Origin of the sequence: Desulfolutivibrio sulfodismutans DSM 3696 (assembly GCF_013376455.1) — a bacterium.
GTDB lineage: Bacteria > Desulfobacterota > Desulfovibrionia > Desulfovibrionales > Desulfovibrionaceae > Desulfolutivibrio > Desulfolutivibrio sulfodismutans.
Map to the genome: position 1 here is coordinate 3,769,711 of NZ_CP045504.1, position 12,598 is coordinate 3,782,308.

Here is a 12,598-nt window from a genome sequence, read left to right on the forward strand (position 1 = left end):
CATGACATGAGCAAGATTCCCGTCGGATTGATCGGCGTCACCGGATATACCGGCATGGAGCTGGTCCGGCTCCTGGCCCGGCACCCGGCCCTGGAGCTGGTGCGGGCCACGTCCCGGGCCGAGGCCGGGAAGACCCTGGTGGAGCTGTATCCGTACCTGCAGGGCCTGGGCATCGGCGAGCTGTCCGTCACGGAACCCGATGCGGCCGCCCTGTCCGGCGCCTGCCGCCTGGTGTTTCTGGCCGTGCCCCACGGGGCGGCCATGGGCTACGCCGCCGAGCTTTTGGGGGCAGGGCTCAAGGTTGTGGACTTAAGCGCCGATTTCCGCCTGACCGACCCGGGCGTCTACGAATCCTGGTACGGGGTGGAGCATCGCCATCCCGAGCTTCTGGAGCAGGCGGTCTATGGGCTGCCCGAGTTCAACGCGGGCAGGATCAAGGAGGCCACCCTGGTGGCCAACCCGGGCTGCTATCCCACCTCGGTCATCCTCGGCCTGGCCCCGGCCCTGGCCAAGGGCCTGATCGAGACCGACGGCATCGTGGCCGACAGCAAGTCCGGGGCCAGCGGGGCCGGGCGCAAGTCCCAGGTGGGCATGCTTTTTTGCGAGGTCCACGACACGTTTCGGGCCTACAACCTGGGCAAGCATCGCCATACCCCGGAGATCGAGCAGGAGTTGTCGAAGATCGCGGGCACGGACATGATGGTGTCGTTTAATCCGCATCTGCTGCCCGTCGACCGGGGCATTTTGTCCACCATCTATACCAAGCCGGTCAAATCCCTGACCCTGGACGACGTGCACAACGTCTACACCACCCACTATGCCCAGTGCCCGTGGGTGCGGGTTCTGCCCAAGGGAAGGCTGCCGGAAACGCGGTTCGTGCGCGGAACCATGTTCTGCGACATGGGTCTTGTGCTGGACGGCCGCACGGGTCGCCTCATCGTGGTCACGGCCATCGACAACCTGTGCCGGGGCGCGTCGGGACAGGCCCTGGCCTGCGCCAACCTGATGCTCGGGCTGCCGGTCGAGGCCGGGCTCGATCTGGCCCCGCTTGTGCCATAGGGGAGGCGGTTCGCATTTTTTGGGTGTTGGATGGTTGTCCCATGCGCAAAAAAGCCCCCGGCGCGTCCGTCGCTCCGGGGGCTTCGTCGTTTTGTGGGGCGTGGCCGCTACTGTGCGTCGCGGTCGTCGATAAGCCGCTTGGTCTTGCCGAAGGAGCGCGGCAGCTCGCCGGGGGCCACGATCTCCACCCAGCCCCTGGCCAGAAGGTGCTTGCGCATCTCCACGGACACCGACTCGGACAGGTTCTGGTCCATGTCCGCCGGAACCCCGATCTTGCGTTCGATCTTGACCAGCATCTGGTCCCGGCCGTCCTTGCGCGTCAGCCGGATCTGAAACTCCGAGCCAAGCTCCGGGAAGGCCTCCAGCACCGCCGCGATCTGGCCGGGGTAGATGTTCACGCCCCGGAAGATGAACATGTCGTCGGAACGGCCAAGGATCCGGTCGTGGCGCGGCACGGCCAGGCCGCAGGGACACTCGCCCGGGATCAGCCGCGTCAGGTCGCGGGTGCGGTAGCGGATAAGCGGCGCGGCCTCTTTTTTGAGCGTGGTGACCACGATTTCCCCCACCTCGCCCGGGGCCACGGGCAAAAGCGTCTCGGGATCGAGCACCTCCAGGATGTACAGGTCCGCCCAGTAGTGGATGCCCGCATGGGCGGCGCACTCCAGGCCCGCGCCCGGGCCGTAGAGCTCGGTCATGCCCGAGATGTCGAAGCTGTCCTCAAGGCCCAGCCAGTCTTCAAAGCGGGCCCGCATCTTCGGGGTGTGGGTCTCGGCCCCGAAGATGGCCTTTTTCAGGGAGATTTTCTTCCTGAGGTTGTGCTTGGCCACCTCTTCGGCCAGAAGCAGGGCCATGGAGGCCGTGGAACACAGGCAGGTGGTCTTAAGGTCTTCCAGGAGCTGGAGATGGATTTCCATGTTGCCCGGGCCGATGGGCACGCACATGGCCCCGAAGCGTTCGCAGCCGAGCTGGAACCCGGCCCCGGCGGTCCACAGGCCGTAGCCCACGGCGATCTGCACCCGGTCCAGCGGGGTCAGCCCGGCCAGCTCGTAGCAGCGGGCGAACATGTCCTTCCAGGTGTCGATGTCGTTTTGGGTGTAGGCCAGGATTTTGCGCTTGCCCGTGGTGCCGCTGGAGGCGTGGATGCGCACCACCTCGGATTCGGGCACGGACAGAAGGGGCAGGGGATAGCCCGTGCGCAGCTCGTCCACGGTGGTCACCGGGATGCGGGTCAAGTCCTGCAGGCTGACGGTCTGGCCCGGATCGTATCCGGCCCCGGCCAGGCGTTCGCGGTAGCCGGGGTTGCCGGCATAGGCGTGGCGCAGGGTCCAGTTGAGGCCCTCGGTCTGGACGGCGGCGATGACTTCCGGGGTGAGATTGGGGAGAAAACGATACTGTGCGGACATGTCACTCCTCACGTTTACGAAATGCGCGGCGAGAGCCGTACACGGTTCTGGGTCTGCTGGAAGAGGCCATCCGCGATATCGATGCACGTCCGGCAGATATCCGCATCGGGAACGAAGTCGGGTAGCACCGAGTAGACGGGATATTTTGACGGAATGTAAATGGAGTCAAGGAGGTCGCACTGCTCATGGGAGATGTCGAGCGTACAAAGCAGCTTGGCTTTCCGTGCCAATGTTCCGATACCGTGAGTCCGCTCCACGTCCTGGCCGAGATGCAAAAGACAGGCGTTGAGGGTTTTTTCGGCGGCTTGCTGGGCATTTTGCAGACAGGGATTGAAAAGTCCATTCTCCAGGAGGAGACGGCCTGCCTGGAGATTGTCTGCGGCATACTGGAGCCAGACCTGGACGTCATCGTTCATAGACGGTGTTTCCCCGTTCGATTTCCGCGAGAAAGGAGGTCCGGGGCGCGTTCGGGCGAATGGGGATGATGTCCAGGGCGATGTCGTCGGCGATGCGCCGGGTCTTTTCCCGGTATTTCATGACCAGGGGGAGATAGTTTTCCGCGCTGTCCTGGAAAATGGCCACATCCATGTCGTGTGGGGCGTCGCTTTGCACAAACGACCCGAAGATCACGATGCGGACGATCTCCTGCTCGCGCCTGAGGCAGGCAACGAGTTCATCGACAAGGCGCATTTTGTCGTCAGCGGCGAGACGGACCATATCAGGCCTCCGTGGGACGGTCAGGCAGCCTACCCCAAAAGCGCGATAAAAAAAACTCCCGCCACCATGAGCGCCGCGCCGAAAAGCCGCTCGGCCAGACCGGACTCCTTGAAGATCAAGGCCCCGATGAGCACCCCGAACACGGCGCTTAAGCGTTTGACCGCGATGACGTAGGCCACCAGGGTCATGGTCAGGGCGTACATCTGGAAGGCCAGGGACACGGCCTCGAAAAGTCCGGCGGCAAGAATCTCCCGGGGATGGCGACGCACCTGGGAAAAGGGCGCAGCCGCGCGCCACAGGACAAGGGGCGTGAGAAAGACCGTGGTGGCGAAATAGGTGGAGAACACCCAGGGGATGGGCGCGGAGACATCGAGGCCCATGCGGTCCACGTTGGCGAAAAGGCTCCATAAAAACGACACCAAAAGCATGAGCCGCGGCCCCTTTTGGTCGAGAAGAGCCTTGAAAGGGGCGAAAAAGCCGTCGGCGAAACGTCTGAGGTTGAGGGCATACGATCCGGCCACGATGAGCACGATGCCGAAGAGTCCCGCCGGATCGGGAAATTCGCCGATCATCAGCGGGCTGGTGATGAGCATGAAAAGCGGCGACAGGGCCAGCATGGGCAGCGTCAGCGACAGGTCCGAGGCCTTGACCGCCGTGATGTAGAGCACGAGGTTGAGGCCCCCGAACACGCCGCTTACGGTGACCAGCCACCAAAATCTGGCCCCCACCGGGGGAAATCCGGAGGAGAACAGCATCCCGGCCAGAAGGACCGAGGTCACCAGGCAATAGCTCCAGGTGGCCACCAGCACGTCCATCCCGGCCATGGCCCGTTTCAGGAAGGCGTCCTTGGCGGCCTGGAGAAAGGCGGCCGATATCATGAGCATAACCCATGTCATGGGGGGACTTGTGTCCCCAAACCGGATAAAAGGGAAGCGGGGAATACCTGGCGGGGCCGCGAAAGACCCGCCCCCGGCCGCAGGCGCGAAGGACATTTCGCCCCGCCATGTCGGCCAGGGAAGAGAGGAAGGGCATGATCGAGGAACAGGTGTTCGCGGTGGTTCCGACCACGCTCCGGATGTGGTGGCTCAATCTGATTTTCGCCGGGATCATCGGGCTGCTTCTGGCGACATTGTTTTTCGTCCGTCACCTGACGGCGAGCGTGTCCCAGGCCACCTTCGCCGTCGGCAGCGGCGCGCTGACCATCCGGGCCTGGCCCTACGGCCGGACCATCCCCCTGGCCGACCTGGATCTGGCGGCGGCCCGCGTCGTGGACCCGGCCACGGACCCCGAGGCCCGGCTGTCCTGGAAACGAAACGGCGTGAATCTCGGCGTGCTTCGGGCCGGATGGTGGAAGATCAAAGGAGGCGGCAAGGGGCTTGTCTTTTTGACCGCGCCGGGCGAGGCGGTCTATGTGCCCACGCGCCAGGGGTATGTCTTCATGGCCACGGTGGCCGATCCCCGGGGGTTTCTGGAGGCGCTTCGCCGGGAAGGCGCTGCTTTGCCGCCGGTCAGGGAAAATATCTAGCCGGACCGCCTCGCGACGCATCGTGTTGTCGCAAGCCGGGGGCGGCGTCAGGTGAGGGCCGTCCAGGTACAGAAAACGAGGCCTTCCTGAAGCACGAAAAAACGGGGAGGAGACGCCTGTCCCCTCCCCGTCTGGATCATGATCCGATGCGGACGCGCCCTACTTGAAGCGGTCCTGGACCCCGGAGGGATCCTTGAATTCGATGGCCGGGTTGAACTTGAGCTTCTTGTCGCCCCGGTCCTCCAGGTACTTGAGCAGTTCCAGGTCGATGACCAGCGGCGCCTCCACCCCGGCCTGGGCCAGCAGTTGGCGCTGCAGTCCCTCGGCCTTGGAGGCGAAGGCCACGGCGTCGCCCAGGATGCGCAGGCCCTCGGTGGGGTTGTGGAAGCCGATGGAGTTTTCTGCGCCCATGAACAAGGAGCGGTAGAAGGCCTCCTCGTAATAGTCCCTGGCCTTGGCGTAGAATTCCTCGTTGATGGTCTTGCCGGCCTCTTTGGCCTTGTGGATGGTCTCGAACAGCTTGGCCACGGTGGCCGTGGCGTAGCCCGCCCGGATCATGAGCGAGGCCGTGCGGTCCTGGATGGTGAAAACGCGTTCCTTGAGCCAGTCGGTGCTTTCGGCGTGGCACTGGATGCAGGCCCGCATCTCGTTTTGCACCGGGCTCATGACCCGGTGGTCGGAGATCTTGTAGACCCCGGCCTTGGTATAGGGCATGTGGCAGTCGGCGCAGGAGGCCCCGGCCTTGTAGTGGACGCTGTTCTGGGTGAAAAATTCGAACTCCGGATGGCGGATGAACCCCATCTTGAAGCCGGTCACGGTCTGCTTCCATTCCCGCACCGAGTCGTCGGAGCGGATCTGCTTGATGATGTTTTCGATGGTGATGTTGCCAAACGTGCTGCCCTGCCAGGGAAAATACAGGCCGACGGACTTGTTTTCCTTGTCCTTGGGGATGTTGTAGGTCACGTGGCACTGGGCGCAGACCACGGTGCGCATCTGCTGCCGGGTCAGGGTGGCCGGGTCCGCGCCCATGGTCTTTAGGCCCTCGACCAGGGTGAATCCCCGGGAGATCTTGAGCGACATGTCCTTGTTGTCGTGGCAGTCGATACAGGCCACGCCGAGGGTCCGGTCTTTTTCCGGAATCATGTCCAAGACCTGCTTGAAGGGCAGCTTGTAGTAGTCCGTGCCGAGCTTTTTTTGCAGGCCCGGGGCGTAGGGGGTCTTGCAGCTTAAGCACACGCCGCCGGACTTTAAGCGCGAGGCGTCGATCTCAAGCTGGTCGCGGATCATGTAGGCGTGGCCGCGCGGTTCGTTGTACTCCACGCCAAATCCCCAGCCGTTAAAAAGCAGGGCCATGTAGGGGAACTCCGAGAGCTTGTCCACGCTGACCGCGCCGCCGTCCATGCCGGTCTTGTATTTGCTGAGCCGGGTTTTGACCGGCTCCTCGGTCTTTTTCCAGGACTCGTACTCCTCGGGATAGGCCTTGCCCCAGATGGCGGGGTCGATCTCGCCGTCGGGAATGGTCACGGTCTTGACCGGCTCGGGTTTGGGCGGCTCACACCCCGTCGCTCCGAACAAAAAGACCGTCAGAAGAGCTGTCGTCGCCACCGTCAGCGCCCCTTTGAACATAACCCCCTCCTCACTGTCGTAAAAGTCTGTTTGGCTGCCGGGAGAACACCGTGGTCCCCGCCGCCGTGGCCAGGAAAGGCAGAATATGCCGTATCCGTCAGATGGTCTGGCGGATGCCCGTCAGCCTGTGTTGCAATTGCCGGTGGCAGTCCCAGCAGTTTCGCTCCATGTCGATCTTGAAAACCCGCTCGGTGTGGCAGCGGATGCAGTTGCCCTGGATCGTGGCCTTGGCGTGGCTCGAGGCGGTGATGTTCTCGGGAACCCGGCCGGAATGGAAGACCACGACATCCTTCATGCCGTCGATGGACTTCCAGGTATAGTAGATGGCCACGTTGCCGTGGGGCAGATGACAGTCCACGCATTTGATCGAGCGGTGGGCCCCGGCGTGGAACCAGGCCTCGTATTGGGCCTCCATGACATGGCAGGAGGCGCAGAAATCGGGAGTTTCGGTCTTGGCCATGAGCCCCGGCGGGCCGAACATGACGAAAAAGCCGCCTGCCGCCGCGATCACGACGGCCACGGCCAAGTACCCCAGCCGATTCCTGAAGGTTCGGGCCATGGAAGCGCCTTTGTTGTGGTTGGCCGCCCTGCGACGGCTGGATACCTCGGAGGACGGATCTTGTTTTATTCTCTACGAAAATAGTTTAGTTTTGTCATGCTTTTTTTTGCATGGATCGGGAAGGATGCAAACGGAGCGTACAAAATTGGCTGGCACGCCGTCTGATTCGGTTATACGTGTATCTTGACGCATCGCGAGGTCTGCGGCGTTTCCAGGAATTCGACAAGAGTGTGAATTGCGTGGACATGTCCCGGGGTGAGGCAGGCGTCGCGACGGACTCCGTTCGCCGGGGCAGGGGGTGGCCTTGCGCCGGGCAGTTCGGGTATGCCGAAGCGGGCGGACAGGGTTGCCTTGTCCGCCTGGAGAATCGGCACAGACCGCGCCTGGCGCGTAAAAGGGGGCAGCCATGACCAGAAACGCTCCAACCGGTCCCCCGGGCATGTCCGAGGAGGACATCCTCCAGGCCATGCGTGACATGCACGGCTATGTGGACGTGACCCCGGGCGACTTCAGGGAGATTTACGAACTCGCCTATGCCCATGCCCGGGACCGTCTGGCCCGGACCACCACGGCCCGGGAGATCATGACCAGCCCGGTCCATTGCCTGGGCCTGGACATGGCCGCTTCCGAGGCGGCCCGGTTCCTGGCCGGGCGAGGGGTGACCGGCGCGCCGGTGCTGGACGGGCGCGGCGTGGTCTGCGGCGTGGTTTCGGAGAAGGACTTTCTGCGCCGCATGGGCGCACGCGGCGCGCCGTCGCTTTTGGGCATCGTCTCCCGCTGCCTGGGAACCCCGGGGTGTCTGGTCACGGACCTGCGCGGCCTGACCGTGGCCGAGTTCATGACCGCCCCGGCGGTCACTGCGACGGCGGACATCACGGCGGAGGATATCTCGAGCCTTTTTATGGAAAAATCCATCAACCGCCTGCCCATCTGCGATGCGGACGGCCGTCCTCTGGGCATCGTCACCCGCACCGATCTGGTCCGGGCTCTGCAAGGGCAAAGGTAGGAACATGGACTATTTCCGAAAGATGCGCGGCACGACCCAGAGCCCGCCCCGGGTGGGTGCGGGCGAGGTGGCGTGGTCGTTTGCCGGGGCGTTTGTCGGCATCGCGGCCGTGGGGTTTCTGCACGCCGGACTCCTGGACGCGACCGGGTTGGGGCTGCTCATCGGCTCCTTCGGGGCCACGGCCGTTTTGGTTTACGGCGCGATCAAAAGCCCCCTGGCCCAGCCGCGAAACGTCCTTTTCGGCCATGTGCTGTCCGCCCTGGCGGGGGTTGCGGCGCAGCAGGCCCTGGGCGAGGTGGTCTGGCTGGCCGCCGCCCTGGCCGTGGCCTCGGCCATCGCGATCATGCACCTGACCAAGACCCTGCATCCGCCAGGCGGGGCCACGGCGCTGATTGCGGTCATCGGCGGCGATTCCGTCCACGCCCTGGGCTATCTTTATGCGCTGGTTCCGGCCGGGCTCGGCGCGACAGTGCTGCTGCTCGTCGCCCTGATTGTGAACAACATTCCCAAGAACCGGCGCTATCCCGAATTCTGGTGGTAGGCCCCGGTTTCGTGAGGGACGCGGCGGCGTCGGGAGGGACAAGGACTCCGCGCGACGTGTCCGCGGCATCCGGGTGGAGGCGGGGTGCGGGTACACGTCGCGGGGAGTGGCCATGCCCGTGGCGGCTACGGCGGGAGCGGTCGTCCCGGGCGTCAGGATGCGTGCTGCAGAGGGGCGGAGGATGACGGGCGGGGTTGCCAATGCGGGATATGAAGGCTAAGGGCAGGGGGGATCGGACTGGGGCGCTTCCTGACGGGTAAACGTCAAACCACGACCCGGAGGGCAGCGGCATACCGCATGGCCATTGGATCACGATGCAATCGTCTCACCCATGAAGTATAGTAAATTTCATAATACGTTTCACGAGGGTTTCGTCCTCGCCATTGCGGATGCCTCCCGGAAAGTCGCCAATATCTATTACAAGCTGTTTTTGAAGTGCGCTCCACGAATGAATCGGAGCCTTACCGTCGAGACCAGGCTGAACATCTATTTCCATCTCTTCGATTACATGGAGAACACGGCGGCGAAAAAGCTGTCGCTGGTGCTGCTCTCCGATCTGAAACGGATCAACCGGGGCCGCAAGGCCATCTTCTGCGCCCGGGTGAACACCAGCCTGGACATCCAGTTCCAGAAGGTTTTGAGCACAGGCGCCAGCGACATCAAGAGGATTCTGGACGCCTGCATCAGTTGCCAGGGGTGCTCCGCCGCCAAGCTGACCATCTATCACGACTTTTTAAACAAGGCCAATATGGCCTTTGAGAAGGTGTACGCCAAGACCCGGGAAGGCCTGTACGCCTTCATCTCCGGGAACCTCAACGCAATCGTCATGATGCTGGACGAATCGAACCATGAAATACGCAATGTCCTGGGTCGGTTCCTCTTCTATCCGGTGGAGATCAAACACGGCATTTCCGCCACCGACGAAGCGGACAGCGGTTTTTTCCCCAGGCGATACTGCAAGCCCTTTCTTGCCGTGCTGGAAACGTCGATTATTGGCGAAGACACCTTCGAGACCGTGAACAGCAAGCTCATCGAATACATCGAGAACCGGCTCGGCGAGAAGTCCATCACCAAGGACGGCATTGCCTTCATCTATAAAACCACGGACATTTCCCCCAGGATCGTGAAATACGTCGAGAAGGTGTACGAGCGTTTCGAGGGGCAGCAGCGCAGGCTCGATTTCGTTGCGGCGGTCAACGAGCACCTCAGGCGCAACGGCCCGCCCGGCCCGGAATTCACCTATGCCCACCTTCAGCTTGTCCTGGCCGCCTGGTACGATTTTTTCCACAACGGCTGAACCCCAGACCGCCGCAGACGGAAAGCCGTTTCGGCCGAGGCCTGACGGCCAGTTCCCGGTCGGCGGCCGGAAAAATTCGTTCGAGCTATACACACGGATTGCCAGACCCTCTTGTACGGCCGACTTCCCACGCCCGCATGAGGTGTGACGCGGGTGGGGCGCCTGTTCCCCCGTTGCGGGGATTCCCAAGGGGGCACGCGCCCCCTTGGGCCGCCGGAGGCTTCCCTCCCCCTCCCTCTACGCCGTCACCGGCAGGTCGGCGCTGCCCCAGGCCATGATGCCGCCGGCCAGGGACGAGACGTTCGTAAAGCCCTGTTTGATCAACAGGCTGGCCGCGATGTTGGAGCGATATCCCGAGGCGCACAGGGTGGCCAGGGGGGCGTCCACGGGGAATTTCGGGGCTTTGCCTTCGATGATGTCCGTCAGCGGCAGATGTACGGCCCCCTGCACATGCCCCGCGGCCCATTCCGCCGGGGTGCGCACGTCGAGCACGGTGATGCCGCCTTTTGACAGCCCAGCGGCCAGTTCGCGCGGCGCGATCAGGTCCAGCCGGTCCACGGGCCGCCCGGACAAAAGCCAGCCCATGACCCCGTCGCGCAGGTAGCCCATGACCCGGTCGTAGCCGATGCGGTGCAGCTCCAGGGTCATGCGTTCGTAGTCGTCGCGGTTCGGGGTGACCAGGAGGATGTCCGCGTCCGGGGCCACTACCATGCCCACCCAGTTGGCGAGCTGCTTCTCGAAGCCGATGTTGAGGCTGCCCGGGATGTGCATGCCGCCGAAGGCTGCGGCCTCGCGCACGTCGATGACCACGGCCCCGCTTTTCATCTCTTCCTCGAACTGCTCAGGCGTCAGCGACCGCTCCAGGGGACAGGCGTCCAGGAGGTTCGCGCCCTTCATGTTGGTGGCGATGATGTGGCTGAAGCTTTTGGGGCGCACGGGGAAGACGGACATGACCTCTTTTTTGAAGGATTCGAAATCCGCAAAGCGCAGCATGGGGTTGGCCCGGCGTTCGTAGCCAAGGGTCGAGCTTTGCTTGGCGCTCATGCCCCGGCCGCACAGGGAGCCCTGGCCGTGGGCCGGGAAGACCTCCATGTGGTCGGGATAGTTGGCGAGCTTGACGTAGAGGCTGTCGTAGAGATTTCTCACCTGGGCATCGAGGATCTGGTTGCCGGGCAGGTCCGGACGGCCGATGTCGCCCACGAAGAGCAGGTCGCCGGTCAGGATCATCTCCGGCTCGGCCGAGCGCACAAGGTCCGTGACCACGAGCGAAATGGACTGCGGGGTGTGGCCGGGGGTGAAGAGCACCTCCATGCGGGCCGCGCCGATCTCAATCACGTCGCCTTCGCGTAAGCCCTTGTGGGCGTAGGTCACCGGGGAGTCGACGTGGACGTAGATGTCCGCGCCGGTTGCGGCCCGAAGCTCCTGGTCGCCGCTTATGTGGTCGGCGTGGACGTGGGTGTTGATGACGTGGGTGATGCGCATGCCCTCGTCCCGGGCGATGTCCAGGTAGTCCCGGATATCCCGCTTGGGGTCCACCACGGCCACGGATTTGGCCCGGGGACAGCCGATCATGTAGGAGAAGCAACCCAGGCCCGGGGTGACGATCTGTTTGAAATACATGGCGTATCCGTCCTTTTCATGCGGTTTGGCGAGGCGAAGGTTTCCGGCCCGGCCACCCGGCCGCCAGGCGGGACATGGCGCGCTTGCGAAAAACGTCCCCGCGTCTCGCGACGGGAGCGTGGCGTTTCCGGAGATCATATCCATCTTTTTCAGGGAGGCAATGCGCAGGCCGCCATGAGAAGGTAAAGGGCTTGGCCCCTTGGCCGCCGCAGGCTCGTCCCCTGACCATGTGCTGCCCATATGCAGCCGGTCGAAGGTCTTCCCGGCGCGGCAAGGGGCAGGAGGTGAGAGGGCCGCGCCGGGAAGGGGTTGGGGTCATATCTGCTTTACAGGGGCTTGTGGCAGAACCACCAGTCGAAGCATTCGTATTCCGTGGGGCGCTTTTTGGCCGTGGCCACGTCCTTGGCCGGGGGCACGATGACCCGGTCCTTGATGAGCTCGTTGTTGGGCCAACCGGCGGGGATGGCCACGCCCTTTTCGTCGGAGACCTGCATGCCTTTCACGGCGCGCAGGATCTCGTCCATGTTGCGGCCCAGTTCCTGGGGATAGTAGAAGATGATGCGGACCATGCCCGCGGGGTCGACGATGAACACGGCCCGCACGGTGTTGGTTCCCTTGGCCGGATGGATCATGCCCAGGGTTTCGGCCACCTTGCCGCAATCGTCGGCGATGACCGGGAACTCGATCTCCACGCCGAGCTTTTCCTTGATCCATTCCATCCATTTGATGTGCGAAAACACCTGGTCGATGGACAGGCCGATGAGCTCGCAATTGAGCTTTTTGAACTCGGCCAGCCGTTTCTGGAAGGCCACGAATTCCGTGGTGCACACGGGGGTGTAGTCGGCCGGATGGCTGAACAGCACGAACCATTTACCCTTCATGTCCTGGGGCAGTTTCATGGTTCCATGGGTGGTGACGACTTCGATTTCGGGAAAGGGGCTGCCGATGGGGAACATAGTGTGTCTCCTTGTGGGAAGGTTTGGGGTTTTTGGTGGCCATTCCCGCCGGTATGCATCACCCTCGTGGGGTTTGAGCGTGCGGGCTTGGGAATGAGTTGAAATTTGTTTTCATTCCGAATTAGGAACGATTCCTATTTAAGCTCAGAGGGCCGGGGCGTCAAGAAAAAAGTGAAAATTCTTTTCCGATAGTATTTTGTTTTGTGATTTTGGATGGATGCGCGTGGCAGGATACGGGCGGTTCGAGCCTGGCCTCCGCAGATGTCGGGAGCGTTCCCTTCAGTACGCC

13 protein-coding genes are annotated in these 12,598 nt (G+C 63.1%); 5 read left to right on the forward strand and 8 right to left on the reverse strand.

Translation table 11 applies throughout. The features are described 5' to 3' along the window. Window positions 1-6: 6 nt before the first annotated feature. A complete protein-coding gene (gene argC / locus GD606_RS17240) occupies window positions 7-1,059 on the forward strand; it encodes an N-acetyl-gamma-glutamyl-phosphate reductase (RefSeq protein ID WP_163302260.1) in 1,053 nt (350 codons plus the stop codon). A 107-nt stretch (window positions 1,060-1,166) separates the two neighbouring features. On the opposite strand, the gene GD606_RS17245 is transcribed toward argC, so the two are convergent. From GD606_RS17245 to GD606_RS17260, 4 genes are read right to left on the reverse strand one after another with little or no spacing between them, the layout of a single operon-like run. Further along, window positions 1,167-2,462 carry a phenylacetate--CoA ligase family protein gene (locus GD606_RS17245; protein WP_163302259.1) on the reverse strand — a complete coding sequence of 432 codons (1,296 nt, stop codon included), beginning with the start codon at window positions 2,460-2,462 and terminating at the stop codon, window positions 1,167-1,169. 14 nt (window positions 2,463-2,476) lie between these two features. Continuing rightward, window positions 2,477-2,878 (reverse strand): HEPN domain-containing protein, encoded by a 402-nt coding sequence (locus tag GD606_RS17250; protein WP_163302258.1) that lies wholly within the window; start codon window positions 2,876-2,878, stop codon window positions 2,477-2,479. Further along, the gene (locus GD606_RS17255) at window positions 2,868-3,179 is read right to left on the reverse strand and encodes a nucleotidyltransferase domain-containing protein (protein WP_163302257.1); all 312 of its coding nucleotides are present in this window, start codon (window positions 3,177-3,179) and stop codon (window positions 2,868-2,870) included. Before GD606_RS17255 ends, GD606_RS17250 begins: the two co-directional genes overlap by 11 nt. A gap of 29 nt (window positions 3,180-3,208) precedes the next feature. Then, window positions 3,209-4,063, reverse strand: a complete 855-nt coding sequence (locus GD606_RS17260) for a DMT family transporter (protein WP_246298866.1) — start codon at window positions 4,061-4,063, stop codon at window positions 3,209-3,211. 146 nt (window positions 4,064-4,209) lie between these two features. On the opposite strand from GD606_RS17260, the gene GD606_RS17265 reads away from it, so the two are divergent. Next, entirely contained in the window at window positions 4,210-4,704 is a 495-nt protein-coding gene (locus GD606_RS17265; protein ID WP_176629334.1) for a PH domain-containing protein, read from the forward strand. A gap of 159 nt (window positions 4,705-4,863) precedes the next feature. On the opposite strand, the gene GD606_RS17270 is transcribed toward GD606_RS17265, so the two are convergent. Together GD606_RS17270 and nrfH are read right to left on the reverse strand one after the other, a co-directional pair. Then, window positions 4,864-6,330, reverse strand: coding sequence for an ammonia-forming cytochrome c nitrite reductase subunit c552 (locus tag GD606_RS17270; protein ID WP_163302254.1), 1,467 nt, complete (start codon window positions 6,328-6,330; stop codon window positions 4,864-4,866). 97 nt (window positions 6,331-6,427) lie between these two features. Continuing rightward, on the reverse strand, window positions 6,428-6,889 hold the full coding sequence (gene nrfH / locus GD606_RS17275; RefSeq protein ID WP_163302253.1) for a cytochrome c nitrite reductase small subunit: 462 nt from the start codon (window positions 6,887-6,889) through the stop codon (window positions 6,428-6,430). Between the two features lie 406 nt (window positions 6,890-7,295). On the opposite strand from nrfH, the gene GD606_RS17280 reads away from it, so the two are divergent. The 3 genes from GD606_RS17280 (at window position 7,296) to GD606_RS17290 (ending at window position 9,733) form a co-directional block, all read left to right on the forward strand. Next, window positions 7,296-7,895, forward strand: a complete 600-nt coding sequence (locus GD606_RS17280; RefSeq protein ID WP_163302252.1) for a CBS domain-containing protein — start codon at window positions 7,296-7,298, stop codon at window positions 7,893-7,895. A gap of 4 nt (window positions 7,896-7,899) precedes the next feature. Further along, complete coding sequence (locus tag GD606_RS17285; RefSeq protein ID WP_163302251.1) at window positions 7,900-8,436, forward strand: HPP family protein; 537 nt, start codon at window positions 7,900-7,902, stop codon at window positions 8,434-8,436. A gap of 448 nt (window positions 8,437-8,884) precedes the next feature. Continuing rightward, window positions 8,885-9,733 carry a hypothetical protein gene (locus GD606_RS17290; protein ID WP_163302250.1) on the forward strand — a complete coding sequence of 283 codons (849 nt, stop codon included), beginning with the start codon at window positions 8,885-8,887 and terminating at the stop codon, window positions 9,731-9,733. A 237-nt stretch (window positions 9,734-9,970) separates the two neighbouring features. Here the strand turns inward: GD606_RS17290 and GD606_RS17295 are convergent, their stop codons facing one another. Next, a complete protein-coding gene (locus tag GD606_RS17295) occupies window positions 9,971-11,353 on the reverse strand; it encodes an MBL fold metallo-hydrolase (RefSeq protein WP_163302249.1) in 1,383 nt (460 codons plus the stop codon). A gap of 326 nt (window positions 11,354-11,679) precedes the next feature. Then, entirely contained in the window at window positions 11,680-12,309 is a 630-nt protein-coding gene (locus tag GD606_RS17300; protein ID WP_163302248.1) for a peroxiredoxin, read from the reverse strand. Between the last annotated feature and the right edge of the window lie 289 nt (window positions 12,310-12,598).